Here is a 19402-nt window from a genome sequence, read left to right as displayed (position 1 = left end):
GGGTGTTCCAGGCCCCTATCGGGTTCCGGTTTCAGCGCGTCACCAATCGCGGGATGATGCTGACGCGGGATGAGCCTGTTGCCTCAATCGTCCAGGAAGCCCTGGAAGGCTATGCCAGCGGGCGTTTCGAGACGCAGGCCGACGTGATGCGCTTCCTGCAAGACAACCCCCTCTTCCCCAAGGACAGCCGGGGCATCGTCCGTCATCAGCGCGTGGGCTGCATCCTCAGCCAGGTCGCCTATGCCGGATATATCGAGGCCCCGAATTGGGATGTGTCGCTGCGCCCCGCCCAGCACGAAGGGCTGATCTCCTTCGAGACCTATCACCGCATCCAGGAACGGCTTCGCGGCATTGGGCGGCTGCCCAAGCGCCGCAACCTCAACGCGGACTTCCCCCTGCGCGGCCATGTGCTCTGCGCGGACTGTACGACGCCGCTGACGGCGTGTTGGTCCACGGGTGCCCATGCGCGCCATCCCTACTACCTCTGCCCAAAGAAGGGATGCGCCAGCTACGGGAAGTCGATCCGCCGGGACAAGATCGAGGGCGAGTTCGCGGAGCTGCTGAACACGCTCCGCCCGTCCGACAAACTGTTCACGGTGGCGCGGTCCATGTTCAAGGAACTATGGGCGCGGCGGGTATCGCTCGCGCAGGAGCAGAAGAAGGCCATGGCGCTGGAACTGGCGAAGATCGACGGCCAGGTGAAACAGCTTCTGGAACGTATCCTCGATGTGAGCGTTCCGAGCGTCATCGCGGCCTATGAGCAGCGGGTCCAGCGATTGGAGGAAGAGCGCTTCGCGCTGTTGGAAAAAATCGCCAGCAGCGGTCGTCCGGCGAGCGATTTTGACGGGGCACTTAGAACGGCGCTCGATTTCCTCGCAAACCCTTGGAATCTCTGGCGTTCGGAGCGTCTGGAAGACCGGCGGGCGGTGCTCAAACTCGCCTTTGCCCGGCCCCTGCACTACGTCAGAAATGAGGGGTTTAGAACGGCGGATTTGTCCTTACCGTTCAAGGTTTTAGGCGGTGCTTTGGGTGGTGAAAACAAAATGGCGCGCCCTGAGGGATTCGAACCCCCGACCCACGAGGTAGAAGCTCGTTGCTCTATCCAGCTGAGCTAAGGACGCGTGCCGCGCTCATAGCACGGCGCGGGCTGGTCAGTGGGACCAGTTCTCGGCCCGGCCAAAGCGGAAATTCTCGGCATAGACCTTCGGCTTCATGGTGGCGCGCGCGGGCGGCGCCTCGACCTCGTAGGCGATGCCTTGCGCCAGGGCATAGGCGACCGCCTGGTCGCGCGTGTCGAATTGCAGCCGCACCTGGCCCAGCATGTCGCCCGACCCGTACCAGCCAGTCAGGGGGTCCAGGACCTTGGACTCGGCGGGTTCATAGGACAGCACCCAGCCCTGCGCCTTGGCGCGGCCGGACTGCATGGCCGACTTCGGCGGCTGGAAGATGCGGGCAAGGCCCTTGTGCTGCGCCATGCGTGACGTCCTCGAAAGCCGAATCGGGGCGACTGGATTCGAACCAGCGACCCCTTGGTCCCAAACCAAGTGCGCTACCAGACTGCGCTACGCCCCGTCGCGGCGCACCCTAGGGATGGGGGGCGGCGTGGGCAAGCGGCTTGCTCCGGTACGGGATGCGACCGACCTACGAAAAGACGCAAGGCGGCAGGGCCTGACCGGCCTTGAGGGCGGCGACATCCTCTTGGGTGATCTCGCCGAAATGGCCATAGCGCGTGACAGCCGCATTCACCGTGTTGGTGAGCAGCAGGACCTTGTTGGCCGTGGGCACGCGCTGCCCGAAGCCGCGCTCGAAGGCGCCAAAGGCATAGGTTTCGACGTGCCCGATCTCGGTCTCGCTCGCCAGGTCGCGATGGAGCATCACCACGAGATGGACGGCGGTCGGGTCGGTGATGCCGTAGAGCTGGGCAAACACGCCGGCGATGTCCTCGACCTCCTCGTCCCGCTTGGCGGCCAGGTGGGCAAAGGCGAGCGCCTGCAGCGGAGTCTCCAGCGAGCGCGTCGGGTTTCGAACCATCGCCGCGAAGGGCCAGCAGCCGCCGGACGCCGCCTGGGTCCAGAGGATTTCCTCGAGGTAGCCGGGGCCGCAATCCGCGGTGAAATGGCCGCTCTGGCCATTGGCGGTCATCGGCACTTCCGTCTCGAGGACACGGCCGACGTAGCCAACCGTCAGGCGCACGCTACCGGCAGGCGGCAAGGCCCAGGGCGTGCAGGCGGCGCGTGGCGCGTCGGGCGGATTGTCCAGGACGATCATGGCGGCGCTGCCCCCGTGCGTGCGTGGCGCTGCGTCGCGCTCAGGGCGCGGTGCCGAAGATCCGGTGCAGAACGCGGTCGCCGGCGCGGATGTCCATCCGTTCCGTCACACCCGCGCCCAATTCCAGCGTCGCGCGCACAGGCCCGTTCGACGACACGGTCGCGAGGCTGAGCGGCACCGTGCGCTCCGCGATGCGATGGATGCGCCCGTCGGCGGCGATGAACACCATGTCCAGGCTGGTGATGGTGTTGCGCATCCACATGCTGCTCTCGCGCGGCGCACCCCAGTCGAACAGCATGCCCTCGTCTGGCTTCACTTCGGGGCGGAACATCAGGCCGATCATCTGGTGTTCGGGTGCCACCGCCATCTCGACCGTGAAGGGCAGCCGGCGGCCATCGCGGGTGACGATCACCAGCGGTTCGGTGGGCAGGCGCGGCTGCGGGCGGTCGACGCCCGGCTGTGCGCGCAGCGGCACGGGGGCAAGGGCAGCCAGGGCGAGCATCACGGTTCGGCGGAGCATCATGGGCACCGTCATGCCACGCGCGGCGGGTCGGCGTGAAGGCCGGCCAGGGCGGCGGCAGCGGCGCGCCGGACCGCCGCGCGCACCACACCCGGGCGCGGAGCGTCGGCCAGGGTGGTGAACCAATGCTCCGGCGGGTCCCGCCAGGCGGCGCGTGCCGACATAGCTGGCTGCGCGCGCAGGTTCCGCAGCACGGCCTCGGCTGCCGGGGGCAGGCGGTCGGGCATGGCGTGCCCGGCCAGCACGCCCCAGACCCCCGCCCAGCAGCGCGCCACCGACCACGGGTTGTAGCCGCCGCCGCCCAGCACGATCAGCCGCGGGGCGCGCGCCATCACCGCCGCCACCACCGCGCGATGCGCGTTGTTGGACAGGCTCAGCTTCGCCAGCGGGTCTTCCTCCAGCGCGTCGGCGCCGCACTGGACCATGATGGCTTGCGGGCGCAACCGGTCGATGACAGGCAGGATCGCGTGGTGCAGCACCCAGCCGAATTCGCTGTCGTTGAAGCCTGGCGGCACGGGGATATTGGCGGCATGACCCCCGGCACGGTCGTCGCTGGCGCCAGTGAAGGGCCAGCGCCCATCCTCGTGGATGCTGAGGGTGAAGACGCGCGGATCATCCTGGAAGGCATCCTGCACGCCATCGCCGTGATGCGCGTCAAGGTCGAGATAGAGAATATTATTCAACCCCTGGTCGATCCATGCGAGCAGGCCCAGCACCGCGTCGTTCAGGTAGCAGAACCCGCTCGCGCGGTCGGGGCGACCGTGATGCGTACCCCCACCAGGCACGTGCACCACGCCGCCATGGGCGGTCAGCCGTCCCGCCAGCAGCGTGCCGCCCGCCCCCGTGGCGGGGCGCGAGAACACCTCGCGGAATACGGGGTTGCCGTCGGCGCCGATGCGGAACCGCGCGCGGTCGTCGGCACTCACGGTCTGCGTGTGTTCGGCCCGCAGCAAGGCGTCCAGGTAGTCGCGGCGATGAAAGCGCAGCAGCTCACCGACGCTCGCGCGCGGGCTGTCGCGGTACTGCGCGGGGTCGACCCAGCCCAGCGCCTGCACGAGGTCGAGCATGGTCGACACCCGCGGGATCGCGAGCGGATGCTTCGGCCCGTAGGTCGAGCCGCGGTAGATCTCGGAGCCGATCAGCAGCGGTGTCATGGAAGCTTCACCCGGGAGATGGAGCGTGCAGCGGCGTCATCAAGCACAACCGCATGGACCGGTGGCCCCGGCGCGATTAGCGTCAGCCGGCGTCCGCGATTCGGCTCGCCGCGCCTGCAGCGCGGACCCTGCGCGACAGCCGGAGGTGGCCCTTGCGTTTCAGTGATCTGATCGTCGCCCTCGAACTCATCTCGCGCCAGGACGCCGACGAGGCGCTGGAGCGCCAGGCGCGCACCGGCCGCAAGTTCGGCGAAGTCCTGGTCGAGCTCGGCATGCTCAGCGCCCACCAGGTGCACGAGCTCGAGGACGGGCTGCCCGCGCCGCCCGACAGCGTGCTCGAGCTCGGCATCGAACCGCGCATCGTCTTCGACATCATGGTGAAGTTCCTGAGCACGGCGGGCCAGGGCAATGCGGCGACCATCGCCGAGACGCTCTCCATCTCCCGCAGGCTGGCCTCGGTGCTGATCGAACAGGCGCGCGCGCAAGGCATCGTCGAACTCAAGCCGGGCATCGTGGCCGGCGAATTGCGCATCGAGCTGACGCCGCGCGGGCGGTCCATGGCGGTCGAGGCCTTTGCCAGCAATGCCTATATCGGCCCGCTGCCGGTCTCCCTGAAGGAGTATTCGGCCCGCGTGCTGCGCCAGACCATCCGCGGCGAGACGGTGACCGCGCACGCCGTGCTCCAGGCCATGCAGCCGCTGGTGGTCAACGATGAATTGCTGGCCAAGGTCGGCATCGCCGCCAATGCGGGCCGGTCCATCCTGCTGTATGGCGCGCCTGGCAACGGCAAGACCTCCATCGCCGAGCGCATGGTCAAGGTGTTCGGCGCCATGGTGCTGATCCCGCATTGCTTCGAGGTGGGCGGGCAGATCGTCAAGGTCTACGACCCGTCGGTGCACAAGCGCCTGGGCACGCGGATGGAGGCGACGCATGCCTCCTCCCTGCTGGCCGATGAATTCGACCCGCGCTGGGTGCCCTGCCGGCGGCCCTTCGTCGCGGCGGGCGGCGAACTCAGCCTCGACATGCTCGACCTGAAGTTCGAGGAGACGGCGCGCTTCTACGAGGCGCCGCTGCACGTCAAGGCGATGAACGGCGTGCTGCTGATCGACGATTTCGGCCGCCAGCTGGTGCGCCCCGAAGCCATGCTGAACCGCTGGGTGGTGCCGATGGACCGGCGCATCGACTTCCTGAAGCTGCACACCGGCCAGTCCTTCCAGATCCCGTTCGACCAGCTGCTGGTGTTCTCGACCAACCTCAGCCCGCGCGACCTGATGGACCCGGCCTTCCTGCGGCGCCTGCCCTACAAGATCAACGTGAGCGGTCCCTCGCCGGAGGAATTCGCGCATCTGCTGCGCAACAACGCGCAGGATCACGGCGTGGCCTATACGGTCGACGCGATCGCCTACACGGTGGACCAGATCGTGCGCCACGGCACCCCGCTGGCCTATTACCAGGCGACCGAGATCCCGCAGCAGATCAAGGATTTCTGCGACTTCCTCAATCGCCCGCCGATCGCCGACGAGCAGACGATCCGCTTCGCGCTGGGGAATTTGCTGGTGAGTTAAGGCGCCCTCAAGCGCCGGGGGCCGGCATCCGCCGGTTTGGCTTGCGCGCCACACGCTGGTGCGCCCGGCGCGGCCGTTGGTCTGGGCGCGGTCGCGCTTGGCGCTGCCGGGCCGTGCCTTCGTACAATCCGAAAGTCAGGCGCCCGACGGCGCGGGTCAGCCCTGCGGCATCCCCTCGGGCACGACGGTGCGGATCAGGCTCGCGTCCAGCGCCTCATAGGCGTGGTAGCCGATCGTCTCGTACAGTTGCGCGCGGGTCTGCATGCGCCCGACCATCTTCTGCGTGCCGCCGTCGCGCGCGATCGCGGCATACAAATCCTCCATCGCGCGCGCGGCAATGCGCAGGTGGCTGACCGGCCAGATCACCATGGCGTAGCCCATCGCCTGGAATTCCTCGGCGGTGAAGAACGGCGTGCGGCCGAACTCGGTCATGTTGGCCAGCAGCTTCACGCCGGGCATGCGGTTCGCGAATTCCTCGAACATCTCGCGCGTGGTGAGCGCCTCGGGGAAGATCGCGTCCGCCCCGGCGTCGAGGTACATCCGCGCACGCGCCACCGCGCCCTCGATGCCCTCGCTGGCGGCCGCATCGGTGCGCGCGATGATGACCAGGTGGCGCCGGGCGCGCCGCGCGGCGGCGACCTTCGCGGCCATGTCCTCCGCACTCGCGAGCTTCTTGTCGTTGAGGTGCCCGCACTTCTTGGGCAGCAGCTGGTCTTCCAGGTGCACCGCCCCTGCCCCGGCTTCCTCGAAGCAGCGGACCATGTGCATGACGTTCAGCGCCTCGCCATAGCCGGTGTCGCCATCGACCAGCACCGGCAGGCCCGAGGCTCGCACCACCTGGCGGATGTGCCACGCCACGTCGTCCACCGTGATCATGCCGAGATCCGGCAGGCCCATGGTGGCGGACATCGCGGCACCGGACATGTACAGCGCCTCGAACCCCGCCTGCTTCGCCAGCAGCGCCGAGATGCCCAGATGCGCGCCGGGCATCTGCAGGATGCCGGGCGCATCCAGCATGCGGCGGAAGCGCACGCCCGCGGGTTCGTCGGGCAGGTCGTCGGCGATCACGTAGGGCATCGGGCCCTCCTCAGAAGAAGATCAGCGTCACCAGTATGAACAGCGGGATCAGGAACACCACTGCCCAGCCGACATAGCCGAAGAAGGAGGGCATGCGCTCGCCGTTCTCCTCCACGATGGCCTTGACCATGAAGTTGGGCGCGTTCCCGATATACGAATTGGCCCCCATGAACACCGCGCCGCAGGAGATCGCGGCCAGCGTGAGCGCGCCCTGCGTCATCAGGTAGCCTGGGTCGCCGCCCGCCAGGTTGAAGAACACCAGGTAGGTCGGCGCGTTGTCCAGGAACGAGGACAGCGTCCCCGTCAGCCAGAAATACACCCACGGGATCGGCTGGCCCGCAGCGTCCGTCGTCATGGCCACCAGCGGCGCCGCCGCACCCTCCATGCCCGCGCGCAGGATCGCGAGCACCGGCGCCATCGTGACAAAGATCGCGGCGAACAGCTTTGCCACCTCCAGGATCGCGCCCCAGGCGAAGCCGTTCGCTTCCCGCAGTTCCGGCGTCGTCAGGCGCATCGACAGCCAGGCGATCGCGACGAACACGGCGATGCCGACCAGGCGCTCGAGGCCGATGGTCTCGCCGAGCAGGTAGGCATTGCCCGGCCGCCAATAGCCCTGCACCAGGACCATCACCACCACCGCGCCGATCAGCGCGAGGTTCACCAAGCCCTCGACGCGCAGCGGTTCCTTCGCGCCGGTGCCGGGCACCACCGGCTTCTCCCGCGCCCAGGCGATGGAATCCAGCACGTAGTAGATCGCGAGCAGGATGACGGCGCAGACCATGAATTCCCAGAACATGTGGGTCGTGGTCCAGAAGAACGAAACGCCCTTGAGGAAGCCGAGATACAACGGCGGATCGCCGAGCGGCGTCAGCGACCCCCCGATGTTGCTCACCAGGAAGATGAAGAAGACGAAGGTGTGCGTCTTGCGCTTCCGGAACGCATTTGCCCGCAGCACCGGGCGGATCAGCAACATCGAGGCACCGGTGGTGCCCATGACGGACGCGATGACCGTCCCGAAGGCCAGCAACGCCGTGTTGGCGGCAGGTGTGCCAACCAGCGTGCCCTTCAACAGCACACCGCCGCCGGTCACATACAGTGCCAGCAGCAAGGCGATGAACGGGATGTATTCCTGCAGGATGATGTGCCAGACCTCGCTGGCGGCCACTTGCGGGCCGAACACGATGGCGAAGGGCAGCACCAGCAGCACCGCCCATCCCGCGGCGATCTTGCCGTAGTGGTGGTGCCACAGGTGCCCCGCCACCAGCGGCATCAGCGCGATCGACAGCAACAGCCCGGCGAAGGGAATGCCCCAGGCGAGCGACATCCCTGCCCCCGATACGCCGGCCGCGGCGGCGGGCATGGCGCCGGCGGCCAGCATCCCGGCGGCCAGCAGGGTCGCGGCAAGGGGGCGGCTGAAGCGCATCGTCGGTCCTGTCTCCCATTGCGGCCGGTGCCCCCGGCCCTTCCCGGTGGCTTGCAGGAACATCGCACCGGCCACAAGAGGGGCGCGCCCCCTTTTCCCACCCCCTCCCCGGCCCTAGGTTGCCCGCCAGACAGGAGACTTCGTCATGGACATGAGCGGCGAGCGTCGCATCCCCGCAGCCCGCACGCGGGTGTGGGAGGCGCTGAACGACCCCGAGATGCTGCGCGCCGCGATCCCCGGCTGCGAATCCGTCACGCGCACCGCGGACGACGCCTTCGAGGCGAAACTCGCCCTCAAGATCGGCCCCATGGCCGCCAAGTTCGGCGCCAAGGTGAAGCTCGAGAACGTCAACCCGCCCGCCTCCTACACGATCAGCGGCGAGGGCAATGGCGGGGCGATGGGCTTCGCCAAGGGCGGCGCCGACGTTTCGCTCGAGGAACTCGGCCCCGAGGAGACGTTGCTGCGCTACACCGTGAAGGCGCAGGTCGGCGGCAAGATGGCGCAGCTCGGCGCGCGGCTGATCGACAGCACGGCCAAGCAGATGTCCGACCAGTTCTTCGATCGCTTCGCCGCGGCCCTGACACCACCGGCGCCGGAGACCGAGGCCGCGCCGCAGGCCGCCCAGCCGGCTGCCGCGCCGCGCCCGCCCATCACCACCCCCGCCGGCATCTCCATCTTCGACCTGCTGCCCGAAGCACCGCTCGGCATCCCGCTGATGGCCTGGGTTGGCAGCGCGATCATGCTGGTGATCCTGGGGCTGATGTTCCTGTGAGGGCGCCGGGCGCAGGGGCGCCGCGATGACCCTCACCCTGCCGGCCAGCGTTCAGGACACCCGGGCCCTGCTGGGCGCCGGCGGCTATGTCGCCGACCGTGCGCTCGCGACCACCGTGCATCTGGCGCTGCGCATGGGCCGTCCGATCTTCCTGGAAGGCGAGCCCGGCACCGGCAAGACCGAGATCGCGAAGGTGCTCGCGAAGATGCTGCCGCGCCACCTGGTGCGGCTGCAATGCTACGACGGTCTCGACCTGTCCGCCGCCGCGTACGAATGGAACCACGCCAAGCAGCTGATGGCGATCCGCCTGGCGGAGGCCTCCGGCGAGACCGACCGCGAGGCGCTGGAACGCGGCATCTACGACCGCCGCTTTCTCCAGCCTCGCCCGCTGCTCCAGGCGCTGGAGGGCGAACCGTCGGTGCTGCTGATCGACGAACTCGACCGCGCCGATGAACCCTTCGAGGCCTTCCTGCTCGAGATCCTCGCCGATTTCCAGGTGACCATCCCTGAACTCGGCACGATCCGCGCCGAGACCCCGCCGGTGGTGGTCATCACGTCGAACCGCACGCGGGAGGTGCACGACGCGGTGCGCCGGCGCTGCCTGTACCACTGGGTGGACTACCCCGACGCCGCGCGCGAACGCGCCATCCTGGCGCTGCGCGCGCCCGGCCTGCCGGAGAAGCTTTCGGCGCAGATCGTGGCCTTCGTTCAGAAGGTCCGGCAGGGCGACTACTTCAAGCTACCTGGCGTGGCGGAGACCATCGACTGGGCGCAGGCGCTGGCCGCGCTCGACGCCAAGGAACTCGAACCCGGCGCGGTCGACGAGACGCTGGGCGTGCTGCTGAAGTACCAGGACGACATCGCCAAGCTCCGCGGCGCCGAGGCGGCGCGGATGCTCAGCGACCTGCCGGACTGAAGACCGGGCGCGCCGTCGCCCAGATCAGCAGCGGCGACAGCAGCAGGCCCGCGAGGACGGGCGACATCCAGGCCGCGAGGCCCGGATCGACCGCCAGCGCCGCGCCGAGCATCAGCAGGCCGAGCACCACGCCCGCGCGGGCGAAGCGCCAGGCCTCGTCGAACGGCAACAGAACGTCGCCGCGCGCCTGGGATTTCCACCCTGAATCCCGGCCCAGCAGGACCGAGACGACATGCCCCGCCTGGCGCACCATGGTCGCCGGGGAGATCAGCGCCGAGACGATGATCTCGACCCCCGCCCCGCCGACCAGGCGGCCCCAGCCGCGCAGGCTGCGCGGCCGGCCCGCAATCAGGGCCACGGACAGTATCCCCAGCAGCTTGGGCGTCAGCAGCAACAGGATCGTGCCGGCGAAGACCCAAAGCGCGCGCTGCGCATCGACCACCGGCCATTGTGGGAACAGCACATGCGTGTCGGGGAAATAGGCCGGTGTCAGGAAGCGTGCCTGCAGGGCGGTGGCGATGCCCAGCACCAGGAACACCAGCCACAATGCAGCGCTCAGATACGATCCGATGCCGATCGCCAGGTGCACGCGGCTGAGCGGATGCAGCGCCGGCGCGCCGATCACCGCCGCATGCTGCAGGTTGCCCTGGCACCAGCGCCGGTCGCGCGCATCGAGGTCGGGCAGCGTTGGCGGCCCGCCTTCGAAACTGCCGCCCAGGTGGGGCAGCATCTGCACGCCCCAGCCGGCGCGGCGCAGCAGCGCGGCCTCGACGAAATCATGGCTCATGATGTCGCCGCCGAACGGCTTCGGGCCGCGCAGCGCCGGAAGGCCGCAGGTCTGCGCGAAGGCGCGAGTGCGGATCAGCGCATTGTGCCCCCAGTAGTTGCCGTCCGCCCCGTGCCAGGCGGCCGCACCGGCAGCGAGGATCGGCCCGTAGACCCGGCTCGCGAATTGCTGGAGGCGCGCGAAAACCGTGGTGCCGCCGCGCAGCACGGGCACGGTCTGCAACAGCCCTGCTTGGGGCATGGCGTGCATCGCCGCGACCAGCCGGCGCAACGTGTCGGCCCGCATCAGACTGTCGGCATCGAGGATGAGGAAGGCCTCGTAGGCGCCGCCGAAGCGCCGCACCCATTCGGCGATGTTGCCCGCCTTGCGGCCGGCATTGTCGCTGCGCTGCCGATAGAACACGCGGCAGCCGGGGGCCGCGCGCAGGCGCAGCACGGCATCGACCTCGGCCGCGGCAATCGCGGGGTCGCGGCTGTCGCTCAGGACAAAGATGTCGAACGCGTCGTCCGCGCCATCCGCGTGCAAGTCGGCACGCATCGCCGCCAGCGCGGCCGCGACATCCTCGATGTTCTCGTTGCGGATGGGCGCCAGAAGCGCGGTGCGCGACCCCGGCACGGCCGGCGCCATGGCCTGCGGCGCTGGTCCGCGCAGCAGTTCCACGAAGCCGAGCACAGCCGTCGCGAAGGACAGCGCGATCGGGACCAGCAGCACCGCGAACAGCGACGTCATCACCACGCCCGTGATCGTCCAGCGCGCGAGGCCGAGCACCTCCCACATCTCCGCGGTGGCGAACAGCGTGAGGATGACCGTCATCGCGAGCACGAATGCGCGGCGGCGGCGCGTCCCCCGCGGCGAGGCGGGCGCGGGCTGCGTCAGGTCCGGCAACGCATCGAGCGGGCGCACCGGCATCTCAAGCCGCGCCTCCGCCGGCAGCAGAGCGGCGGTGCGGGTCAGCCCGTCCATCGGAACGTCCAGGTCTCACTGACCGGCCCGGCCTCGCTCGCGAGCACGGCAGCCACCTCGCTCAGCCGGCTGCGGTCGGTCTCGAGGTCAAAGGATAGGCGCAGCCCGCCGGTCTCGGGATTGGGCTGCACGACCGGGTTGGCGATGCGCCCCGCGCTCGCGCTCACCTGCGCCTGCGGGAGCGTGTCCATCCGGCCCTGCAAGGGCGTGGTGTCGAGGACAAAGCGCAACGCACCGCTGCCGTTGCCCGCACCGCTGCGGGTCGCGGCGAAGCGCAGCAGGCCGCCCGGCAAGGGCGGCTCCGAGACCCAGTGCAGGCGGTACCGGACCCGGCGCGCCTCGCCTGCCTTCAGCCCTTCGCGCGGGACCCAGGCGGCGACGATGTTGTCGTGGATCTCGCTCGGCGTCGGGATCTCCACGAGCTGCACCTCGCCCGGGCCCCATTCGTCCATGGGTTCGACCCACAGGCCGGGCCGGCGGTGGTAGGACGCCTCGAGGTCCTGGTAGTCGGCGAAGTCGCGGGCGCGCTGCATCAGGCCGAAGCCGCGCGGCGCGCTGTCCTGGAAGCCGCTGACCTGAAGCCGCCGCGGGTTCGACAGCGGCCGCCAGATTTGCACGTCGCGCCCGGTGCGCATGAGCAGCCCGTCGGAATCATGCACCGCGGGGCGGAAGTCGCTGACCGTGCCGCGATGGCCGGGGTTGAACAGGAACATGCTGGTGCCGGGCGCGATCCCGAAGCCGTCGACCGCCACGCGCGCAAAGATCTCGGCCTGCACCTCCATCACGGTCGATGCGCCAGGGGCGATCGCGAAACGGTAGGCGCCGGTCAGGCTCTGGGACTCGAGCAGCGCATGCACCACGATGCTGCGCGCCCCCGGCGCCGGGCGTTCGATCCAGAAGGCGGTGAACGCCGGGAATTCCTCACCCTGCGGGTGCCCCGTGCGGATCGACAGCCCGCGCGCCGACAGCCCGTAGGCATGCCCGCGCCCCAGCGCCCGGAAGTAGCTGGCGCCGAGGAAGCTGCACAGCTCGTCGAAATGATCCGGCCGGTTCAGCGGATGCGTGATGCGGAACCCGGCGAAGCCGATGTCACCCAGGTCGGCCGGCGGCGGGCCGTTGTCGAAGGTGAAGTGGGATGCGTCATAGCTGATCGGCATCGCCTGCCCGTCGGCCACCTCGAACAGGTCGACGCGCTCCTTGAACAGGAAGCCGAGGTGATGTGGCTGCACCTGGAAGTCGAGCCCCGCGCCCGCCCAGAGCGCGCGTTCGGCACGAAAGCGGATGCCGCGATAGCCGTCGTAATCGAGCGTATCCAGCACGCGCGGCAGGTTGCCGCGACGCGGCCGGTGCGGGCGTGTGGAGAGCTCCCGCGCCAGCGTCGGGACGATCTGCGCATCGAAGGAGCTCGGCGCCGCCGCGCTGGTCGCGCGAGCGGTGGAGATCTGCCGTGGCGCGGCCAGCGCGGCCGCGCCCGCGACCACGGCGAGATGCCTTCGGCGCAGCGTCGGCGCCGCGTCGCGGATCGCGGATATGCGGAATCGTTCGGGCAGCACCACAACCTCCATCGATGGGCATTCCTCCAGGCCCACCAACGCGACGCGACGCACAGGGTTGCCGGCGGTCCTGGGCATGGCGCGCGAAGGCGCTATGCTCGCCACGCAGCCATTACGGACCCCATGACCCCCGATCGCGACGCGTCCCGCATCATTGGTGTCGCCCAGGCCCGCGCCGCCGGTGCCGCAACCGCGCCGCGCGGCCACCTGGCCGCGAACCTGCTCGCCTTCACGCGGCTGCTGCGGCGTACCGGCCTGCCGCTCGGTCCGGGCGAGGCGATCGCAGGGCTCGAGGCGCTGACCGAGATCGACCTCGCGGACCGCCGCCAGGTGCATGCCGCGCTGCGCGCCGTCATGGTCCATCGCCGCGAGCATTTCGAAATCTTCGACCAGGCCTTCCAACTGTTCTGGCGCGACCCCGAGGCCGCCGCCCATGCCGCCGCCATGGCGCTGCTGGACGGCAACAAGCCCAAGGACGAAAAGCCGCCCCCGGCGTCGCGCCGCCTCGCGGAGGCGATGCAGCAGAACGCGCCCAAGCCCAAGCCGCCCGAGGAACCGCCCCCGCGCCACGACATGACCTTCACGGTCAGCGAGCGCGAGCGCCTGCAGCAGATGGATTTCGAGGCGATGTCGGCCGACGACATCACGCAAGCCAAGCAGGAGATCCGCCGCCTGGCCCTGCCTCTCGATGAACAGCGCACCCGCCGCTTCCGCCCCGACCCCTTCGGCCCGGCGACCGATCTGCGCGCCACCGTGCGGCAATCGCTGCGCACCGGCGGCGAGATCCTGGACATCGCGCGCCGCCGCCGTGTGACGCGCCCGCCGCCGCTGGTCGCGCTGTGCGACATCAGCGGCTCCATGGCGCGCTATGCGCAGATCCTGCTGCATTTCATGCATGCGGTGGCGAACGACCGGGACCGCGTGCACAGTTTCCTGTTCGGCACCCGGCTCACCAACATCACGCGGCAATTGAAGCACCGCGACCCGGAAGTGGCCTTCCAGATGATCTCCCACATCGTGGAGGACTGGTCGGGCGGTACGCGCATCGGAGAATCGCTCGCGCTGTTCAATCGGCAGTGGGGGCGGCGCGTGCTCGGCCAGGGCGCAGTCGTGCTGCTCATCACCGACGGCCTCGACCGCGAGGGTGCCAAGGGGCTCGCGGAAGCAACGGAACGCCTGCGCGGATCGTGCCGGCGGCTGATCTGGCTCAATCCCCTGTTGCGGTTCGATGGCTTCCAGCCCAAATCCCAGGGCATCCGGGCGATGCTGCCCCATGTGGACGACTTCCGCCCGGTGCATAACCTGAACAGCCTGCGCGAACTGGTCGCGACCTTGTCGGACCCTCACGCCGCGCAGCGCGGGAGGATGGCGGCATGACCACCGACACCACGCATTCCGAGGATATCCTCGCCATCGCCGCCGATTGGCGCGCGGCGGGCGAACAGGTCGCGATCGCGACCGTGGTCGAGACCTGGGGCAGCAGCCCCCGACCGGCGGGTTCGCGCCTGGCGGTCACGGCATCCGGCCGGCTGATGGGCTCGGTCTCGGGCGGCTGCATCGAGGGCGCGGTGGCCGACGCCGCGAAGCAAGCGATGGCGACGGGCCAGCCGCAACTGCTCGACTTCGGCGTCTCCGACGAACGCGCCTGGGAGGTCGGTCTGTCCTGCGGCGGCAAGGTCAAGGTCTTCGTGGAGCCGCTCGCGTGAAGACCGAAACCCTCGCGCGGCTGCAGGCCGAACGCGCGGCGCAGAACCCTGTCGTGCTCCTCACCCGCCTGTCCGACGGCGCGCAGCACCTCTGGCCCCAGGAGAGCCTGCCCGACGCGCTGGCCGATGCGGCGCGCACGACGCTCGGCACCGAAAAGGCGGCGAGCGTAACCATCGATGGCGAGGCATGGTTCATCCACCCGCACAACCCGCCGCTGCGCATCATCGTGGTGGGTGCCGTGCACATCGCGCAGGCGATGGCGCCGATGGCCGCGCCGCTTGGCTTCGAGATGATCGTGGTCGACCCGCGCCGCGCCTTCGCCACCGCAGAACGCCTCCCCGGCGTGTCGCTCAACACCGACTGGCCGGACGAGGCGATGGCCGCGCTGAAGCCCGATGCGCGATCGGCGGTCGTGACGCTCACGCACGACCCGAAGCTCGATGACCCCGCGCTCGATGCCGCGCTGCGCAGCGCGGCCTTCTACATCGGCGCGCTCGGCAGCCGGCGCACGCATGCCAAGCGCGTCGCGCGACTGAAGGATCTCGGCCATGACGACGATGCGATCGCGCGCATCCATGCGCCAGTCGGCCTCGACATCGCCGCGGTCACGGCGCCCGAGATCGCACTGTCCGTGATGGCCGAAATCGTCGCCGCACGCCGCGGCGCGGCGCTCGGCGCACCGCGCCCACAGCCAAGCGAAGCGCGCATCAGCATCGGCATCTCCGCATGATCTTCGGCCCCACGCCGCTGGACGAGGCCAAGGGCGCGATCCTCGCCCATTCCCTGCGCCTGACCGGCCGCGTGCTGAAGAAGGGTACGGTGCTGGACGAGGACGCGATCGCCGCCCTGCGCGAGGCCGGCAAGCGCGACGTGATCACCGCCCGTCTCGAGGCCGGCGACGTGCCGGAGAACGACGCGGCGGACCGCCTGGCCACGGTCCTGACCGCGCCGCTAATTGCGAAGTCGCGTGCGGCCACGGGGCGCGTGAACCTGCTGGCCGAGACGGCCGGGCTGCTGGTCATCGACGCGAAGCGCATCGATGCGATCAACGATGTCGACGAAAGCCTGACGGTCGCGACCCTGCCCAACCACACGCCGGTCTCCCCGAGGGAAATGCTGGCGACCATCAAGGTCATTCCCTTCGCGGTGCCCGGTGCGGTGCTCGGCGTGGCCGAGGCCGTGGCGCGCGGCCGCGGGCCCGTCTTCGCCGTGCATCCCTTCCGCCCGCTCAAGGTCGGCCTGGTGCTGACGGAATTGCCGGGCATCAAGGAAAGCGTGATGGAAGGCGCGGTGGAGGCCACCAGCGCGCGGGTCGAAGCGCTATGCGGCACCATGCTGCCGGTCGAGCGCGTGCGGCACGAGGAAGCACCGGTGGCCGAAGCCCTGGGCCGCCTGAAGCGCGCCGGGGCGCAGGTGCTGCTGGTCGCCGGCGCCTCGGCCGTGGTGGACCGGCGCGACGTCGGCCCCGCTGCGATCGTGCGCGCCGGCGGGCGCATCCACCATTTCGGCATGCCGGTGGACCCGGGCAACCTGCTCTGCCTCGGCGCCATCGGCGACATCCCGGCCATGGTGCTGCCCGGCTGCGCGCGGTCCCCGAAGCTCAACGGCTTCGACTGGGTGCTGCAGCGCATCTTCGCTGGCGTGCCGGTGGCACCGGCCGACGTGATGGCGATGGGCGTGGGCGGCCTGCTCAAGGAAATCGAGGTGCGCCCGCTGCCGCGCGACCAGGCGCCGCGCGTGGCCCCGCCCGCGCTGGCGCCGCGCCGCGCGCGCTCCGTCGCGGCCATCGTCATGGCGGCCGGGCGGTCGCGCCGCATGGCGCCGCTCAACAAGCTGCTGGTGGCCGACGCGCAGGGCACACCGATGGTCGCGCGCGTGGTCGACAACGTCATCGCCTCCCATGCGCGGCCGATCATCGTGGTCACCGGCCATGAGCGCGACCGGGTCGAGGAAGCGCTCGCCGGCCGCCCTGTCATCTTTGCGCATGCCGAGGACTATGCCGAAGGCCTGTCGGCCTCGCTCAAGGCCGGCATCGCGGCCCTGCCGCCTGACGCCGAGGGCGTGCTGGTCTGCCTGGGCGACATGCCGCTGGTGGCCGGCCCGATGCTCGACCGCCTGATCGCCGCCTTCGACCCGGAGGAAGGCCGCGCCATCGTCATGCCGACCTTCCGCGGCAAGCAGGGAAACCCGATGCTCTGGGCGCGCGAGTTCATCCCCGAGATCATGACCATCACCGGCGATGTCGGCGCCCGCCACCTGGTGGGCCGCCACGGCGAGCGCATGGTCGAGGTCGAGATGGCCGACGACGCCGTGCTGCGGGACTTCGACACCACGGATGCGCTGAAGGGGCTGCCGGGCGGGGCGCGCGGCGGATGAGCCTGACCGAGGGCGCGAGCGCGCCCTCCCTCGGCAAGGTCGTCTTCCGCGACATCGCGGCCGTGCCGATGCGCTTCTGGCGCCCGCCGGAGGACGGGGCGCGGCTGCCCGGGGGCGTCGTATTTCCCGGCGATGCGCCGCGCTGGGTGCACATGCCGCTGCTGGGCGGCAAGGTGTGGGCCGAGGGACCGCCGGCCGACCCGCCGGAGGCCGAGCCGCTGCCCGGTCGCTACGCCTTCGTCGGCCCGACCGCGCACCATTTCGGGCACATGTGCGCAGAATTCCTGCACCGGCTCTGGGTGCTGCGGGACGACCCTGACCTCGTGCCGCTGCTGGTGAATGCCGAGCCCGCCCGTCCGCAGATTCCCCGTTTCGTGCGCGACTACCTGCGCCTGATCGGGGCGCGCGAGCCGGTCCTGGTGACGCAGCCCGTCCGGATCGAGGAATTGGTCGTGGGCGAGCCGGGCCGGATCTACCGGACAACCTGCACCGCCGCCTATGGCCGGCTGGCCGGCAGCCTGCTGCCTGCCGCGGTGGTCGAACCGACCGGCCAGGCGCGGCACCTGGCGGTGCTGCGCGGGCACCTGCAGACCGGCCGCTGCCTGGGCGAGGCCTGGATCGAGGCACAGCTGGCCGCCGCCGGCTACCGCGCCTTCCACCCCGAGAAGCACACGATCGAGGAACAGATCGCCGCCGTCATGGGGGCGGAGCGCATCGTCTTCTCCGAAGGCAGCGCGCTGCATTTGCTCGACCTGCTGCCGCCGCTGCGTGCGCAGGTCGCCGTCATCGGGCGGCGACCGGGCATGGCGCTGGTCCGCCACAGCCTGGAGGAAAAGGCGGCGCATCTCGCGTTGTATCGCCCGCCCTTCATGATCGGGTCGCTGTCGAAGCGCGGGCGTCGCGCGAGCGCCCTCACCTTCCTCGATCCCGCCGACGTGCTGCGCTTCCTCGCCGAACGGGGCTTCATCGACCCGCCCGCCGCCGCCGGCTTCATCGAGGATGACGAGCTGTTGCGCGCGGATATCGCCGCCTATGCTGGCTATTGGCGGACTGCACCCGGCGACGGCGAGGCGGCCGCCTTCATCGACGCCGCTCTGGCGTGCTGCCGCAGCCGCAAGCCCAACCCGCAACTCGCCCTGACGTTGCGGCCGCTGGCAGACCCGGCGAGCAGCCCGCCTGCCCCCCCTGCGTCGCGCCCTGCCGGCGCAGCCACGAGAGACACGCCTGTGCCTGAAGCCAAACGCACCGCCATTCTCCATATCGGCGTGATCAAGACCGGATCGACCTCCGTGCAGGCGTACCTTGAGGCCGCACGGCCGCAACTCCAGGCGGCCGGGCTGCACTATGCCGGCGCCGTCGGCGGGCGCGCCCACAAGGCGCTGGCGGATGCGGTGCGGGACGCGGCGCAGGGCGGCGACGGCGCGGGCGCGGCGCAGGATCGGCTCGACCGCATGATGGTCGCGCTGCAGGCCGAGCTTGCCGCCCTGCCCCCGCACACCGACCGCGTGATCTTTTCCTCCGAACATCTCTCGGGGCTGCCGGATGCCGCGGTGTCGCTGCTGCGCGCGCGGCTCGCGCCGATGTTCGGGCGCTTCCTCGTGGTGGCGTATTTGCGCCGCCAGGATCACTTCGCGATCAGCCGCTACACGAACATGGTGCGCGGCGGAAAGGGCGTGGCCTCGCCGCTCGACGTGCCCCCGCCCGACTACGAGCGCCTGCTGAACCGCTGGAGCCTGGTCTTCGGCGCCGAGGCGCTGCAGCCGCGCATCTTCGACAGCCGCAGCATGCCGGGCGGCAACGTCGTGCTCGACTTCGTGTCGCTGCTCGGCGTGGAGGGGCTGCCGGAACCGACGGCCGAGCGCGCCAACCCGAACCTCACGCCGGCGGCGCTCGAGCTGCTGCGCCGCTTCACCGACCTCGCGCAGCGCGATGGGGTCGCCGGCATCGACAAGGTGCGCGAAAGTGTCACGGCCAGGCTGCAGCGTGTCGCGCCGGGGCGCGGCCACAGGCTGGCCCGCGCCGAGGCTACCGCCTATGTCGCGCGCCGCGCCGCCTCCAACGAGGCCGTGCGCCGGCGATGGTTCCCGCAGGCGCCGAGCCTGTTCTCCGAGGATTTCTCGGATTACGCAGAGACTGCGGAACCGCCCGTCGACATCGACGCCGTGCTCGACCTGGCGCTGCGCCTTCTGGCTGCCGAGGACGACTGAGCGTCCTGTCCACGCGGGTCAGTGCCCGCGGCACACCGCGACCGTTGGTATGTGCATGGGCCCGCCCGGCCACACCATGCGACCCGTTCCAGAATGCCGGTCGCCGGGTGGGGC

17 protein-coding genes, 2 tRNA genes and 1 pseudogene are annotated in these 19402 nt (G+C 70.2%); 9 read left to right on the top strand and 11 right to left on the bottom strand.

Features of this window, described 5'->3' with window-relative positions; genetic code table 11:
• Positions 1–83: 83 nt before the first annotated feature.
• Complete coding sequence (locus MWM08_RS12265; protein ID WP_244459726.1) at positions 84–407, bottom strand: hypothetical protein; 324 nt, start codon at positions 405–407, stop codon at positions 84–86.
• Between MWM08_RS12265 and MWM08_RS26525 the strand changes: the two are divergent.
• Positions 408–503: pseudogene (locus tag MWM08_RS26525) on the top strand (hypothetical protein); the annotation flags it as partial.
• 541 nt (positions 504–1044) lie between these two features.
• On the opposite strand, the gene MWM08_RS12260 reads toward MWM08_RS26525, so the two are convergent.
• The 6 genes from MWM08_RS12260 to MWM08_RS12235 form a co-directional block, all read right to left on the bottom strand.
• Positions 1045–1121: transfer RNA gene (locus MWM08_RS12260), tRNA-Arg, on the bottom strand.
• Positions 1122–1151: 30 nt separating this feature from the next.
• Complete coding sequence (locus MWM08_RS12255) at positions 1152–1475, bottom strand: ETC complex I subunit (RefSeq protein ID WP_244459725.1); 324 nt, start codon at positions 1473–1475, stop codon at positions 1152–1154.
• A 23-nt stretch (positions 1476–1498) separates the two neighbouring features.
• A tRNA-Pro gene (locus tag MWM08_RS12250) sits at positions 1499–1572 on the bottom strand.
• Between the two features lie 69 nt (positions 1573–1641).
• Complete coding sequence (locus MWM08_RS12245; RefSeq protein WP_244459724.1) at positions 1642–2268, bottom strand: hypothetical protein; 627 nt, start codon at positions 2266–2268, stop codon at positions 1642–1644.
• 40 nt (positions 2269–2308) lie between these two features.
• Positions 2309–2791 carry a DUF192 domain-containing protein gene (locus MWM08_RS12240; protein ID WP_244459723.1) on the bottom strand — a complete coding sequence of 161 codons (483 nt, stop codon included), beginning with the start codon at positions 2789–2791 and terminating at the stop codon, positions 2309–2311.
• A gap of 8 nt (positions 2792–2799) precedes the next feature.
• Positions 2800–3942: an acetoin utilization protein AcuC gene (locus MWM08_RS12235; RefSeq protein ID WP_244459722.1), complete on the bottom strand. Its 1143-nt coding sequence runs from the start codon at positions 3940–3942 to the stop codon at positions 2800–2802.
• A gap of 152 nt (positions 3943–4094) precedes the next feature.
• Here MWM08_RS12235 and MWM08_RS12230 point away from each other — a divergent pair, with 152 nt between their 5' ends.
• On the top strand, positions 4095–5507 hold the full coding sequence (locus MWM08_RS12230) for a cyclic di-GMP-binding domain-containing protein, MshE-related (protein WP_244459721.1): 1413 nt from the start codon (positions 4095–4097) through the stop codon (positions 5505–5507).
• A 156-nt stretch (positions 5508–5663) separates the two neighbouring features.
• Here the strand turns inward: MWM08_RS12230 and prpB are convergent, their stop codons facing one another.
• The gene (gene prpB, locus MWM08_RS12225) at positions 5664–6584 is read right to left on the bottom strand and encodes a methylisocitrate lyase (protein ID WP_244459720.1); all 921 of its coding nucleotides are present in this window, start codon (positions 6582–6584) and stop codon (positions 5664–5666) included.
• A gap of 10 nt (positions 6585–6594) precedes the next feature.
• Positions 6595–8007, bottom strand: coding sequence for a sodium:proton antiporter (locus MWM08_RS12220; protein WP_244459719.1), 1413 nt, complete (start codon positions 8005–8007; stop codon positions 6595–6597).
• 145 nt (positions 8008–8152) lie between these two features.
• On the opposite strand from MWM08_RS12220, the gene MWM08_RS12215 reads away from it, so the two are divergent.
• Positions 8153–8779 carry an SRPBCC family protein gene (locus MWM08_RS12215; RefSeq protein ID WP_244459718.1) on the top strand — a complete coding sequence of 209 codons (627 nt, stop codon included), beginning with the start codon at positions 8153–8155 and terminating at the stop codon, positions 8777–8779.
• A 25-nt stretch (positions 8780–8804) separates the two neighbouring features.
• On the top strand, positions 8805–9695 hold the full coding sequence (locus MWM08_RS12210; protein WP_244459717.1) for an AAA family ATPase: 891 nt from the start codon (positions 8805–8807) through the stop codon (positions 9693–9695).
• Here MWM08_RS12210 and mdoH read toward each other — a convergent pair.
• Both mdoH and MWM08_RS12200 read right to left on the bottom strand, forming a co-directional pair.
• Complete coding sequence (gene mdoH / locus MWM08_RS12205) at positions 9676–11445, bottom strand: glucans biosynthesis glucosyltransferase MdoH (RefSeq protein WP_244459716.1); 1770 nt, start codon at positions 11443–11445, stop codon at positions 9676–9678. The two genes, MWM08_RS12210 and mdoH, sit on opposite strands and share 20 nt — an antisense overlap.
• Positions 11433–13076: an OpgD/OpgG family glucan biosynthesis protein gene (locus MWM08_RS12200; protein WP_244459715.1), complete on the bottom strand. Its 1644-nt coding sequence runs from the start codon at positions 13074–13076 to the stop codon at positions 11433–11435. The genes mdoH and MWM08_RS12200 overlap by 13 nt, the downstream gene beginning before the upstream one ends.
• A gap of 45 nt (positions 13077–13121) precedes the next feature.
• Between MWM08_RS12200 and MWM08_RS12195 the strand changes: the two genes are divergently transcribed.
• Genes MWM08_RS12195 through MWM08_RS12175 form a run of 5 tightly spaced genes read left to right on the top strand, consistent with a single transcriptional unit; the run spans position 13122 to position 19288 of the window.
• Positions 13122–14375 (top strand): vWA domain-containing protein, encoded by a 1254-nt coding sequence (locus MWM08_RS12195; RefSeq protein ID WP_244459714.1) that lies wholly within the window; start codon positions 13122–13124, stop codon positions 14373–14375.
• Positions 14372–14704 (top strand): XdhC family protein, encoded by a 333-nt coding sequence (locus MWM08_RS12190; RefSeq protein WP_244459713.1) that lies wholly within the window; start codon positions 14372–14374, stop codon positions 14702–14704. The genes MWM08_RS12195 and MWM08_RS12190 overlap by 4 nt, the downstream gene beginning before the upstream one ends.
• Positions 14701–15435 carry an XdhC family protein gene (locus MWM08_RS12185; RefSeq protein WP_244459712.1) on the top strand — a complete coding sequence of 245 codons (735 nt, stop codon included), beginning with the start codon at positions 14701–14703 and terminating at the stop codon, positions 15433–15435. Before MWM08_RS12190 ends, MWM08_RS12185 begins: the two co-directional genes overlap by 4 nt.
• Positions 15432–17081 carry an NTP transferase domain-containing protein gene (locus MWM08_RS12180; protein ID WP_244459711.1) on the top strand — a complete coding sequence of 550 codons (1650 nt, stop codon included), beginning with the start codon at positions 15432–15434 and terminating at the stop codon, positions 17079–17081. Before MWM08_RS12185 ends, MWM08_RS12180 begins: the two co-directional genes overlap by 4 nt.
• Positions 17078–19288 carry a glycosyltransferase 61 family protein gene (locus tag MWM08_RS12175; RefSeq protein ID WP_244459710.1) on the top strand — a complete coding sequence of 737 codons (2211 nt, stop codon included), beginning with the start codon at positions 17078–17080 and terminating at the stop codon, positions 19286–19288. Before MWM08_RS12180 ends, MWM08_RS12175 begins: the two co-directional genes overlap by 4 nt.
• Positions 19289–19402: the final 114 nt, after the last annotated feature.

The organism is Roseomonas fluvialis (assembly GCF_022846615.1).
Lineage (GTDB): Bacteria > Pseudomonadota > Alphaproteobacteria > Acetobacterales > Acetobacteraceae > Neoroseomonas > Neoroseomonas fluvialis.
Note: the sequence above shows the minus strand (reverse complement) of the source record. Positions and strands in the feature narration are given on the sequence as shown.

Excerpts from the sequence above, each read along its gene's own strand:
- MWM08_RS12265 (WP_244459726.1), bottom strand. The coding sequence starts at position 407 with ATGGCCGCGCAGGGGGAAGTCCGCGTTGAGGTTGCGGCGCTTGGGCAG.
- MWM08_RS12255 (WP_244459725.1), bottom strand. The coding sequence starts at position 1,475 with ATGGCGCAGCACAAGGGCCTTGCCCGCATCTTCCAGCCGCCGAAGTCG.
- MWM08_RS12245 (WP_244459724.1), bottom strand. The coding sequence starts at position 2,268 with ATGATCGTCCTGGACAATCCGCCCGACGCGCCACGCGCCGCCTGCACG.
- MWM08_RS12240 (WP_244459723.1), bottom strand. The coding sequence starts at position 2,791 with ATGATGCTCCGCCGAACCGTGATGCTCGCCCTGGCTGCCCTTGCCCCC.
- MWM08_RS12235 (WP_244459722.1), bottom strand. The coding sequence starts at position 3,942 with ATGACACCGCTGCTGATCGGCTCCGAGATCTACCGCGGCTCGACCTAC.
- prpB (WP_244459720.1), bottom strand. The coding sequence starts at position 6,584 with ATGCCCTACGTGATCGCCGACGACCTGCCCGACGAACCCGCGGGCGTG.
- MWM08_RS12220 (WP_244459719.1), bottom strand. The coding sequence starts at position 8,007 with ATGCGCTTCAGCCGCCCCCTTGCCGCGACCCTGCTGGCCGCCGGGATG.
- MWM08_RS12215 (WP_244459718.1), top strand. The coding sequence starts at position 8,153 with ATGGACATGAGCGGCGAGCGTCGCATCCCCGCAGCCCGCACGCGGGTG.
- MWM08_RS12210 (WP_244459717.1), top strand. The coding sequence starts at position 8,805 with ATGACCCTCACCCTGCCGGCCAGCGTTCAGGACACCCGGGCCCTGCTG.
- mdoH (WP_244459716.1), bottom strand. The coding sequence starts at position 11,445 with ATGGACGGGCTGACCCGCACCGCCGCTCTGCTGCCGGCGGAGGCGCGG.
- MWM08_RS12200 (WP_244459715.1), bottom strand. The coding sequence starts at position 13,076 with ATGCCCAGGACCGCCGGCAACCCTGTGCGTCGCGTCGCGTTGGTGGGC.
- MWM08_RS12195 (WP_244459714.1), top strand. The coding sequence starts at position 13,122 with ATGACCCCCGATCGCGACGCGTCCCGCATCATTGGTGTCGCCCAGGCC.
- MWM08_RS12190 (WP_244459713.1), top strand. The coding sequence starts at position 14,372 with ATGACCACCGACACCACGCATTCCGAGGATATCCTCGCCATCGCCGCC.
- MWM08_RS12180 (WP_244459711.1), top strand. The coding sequence starts at position 15,432 with ATGATCTTCGGCCCCACGCCGCTGGACGAGGCCAAGGGCGCGATCCTC.
- MWM08_RS12175 (WP_244459710.1), top strand. The coding sequence starts at position 17,078 with ATGAGCCTGACCGAGGGCGCGAGCGCGCCCTCCCTCGGCAAGGTCGTC.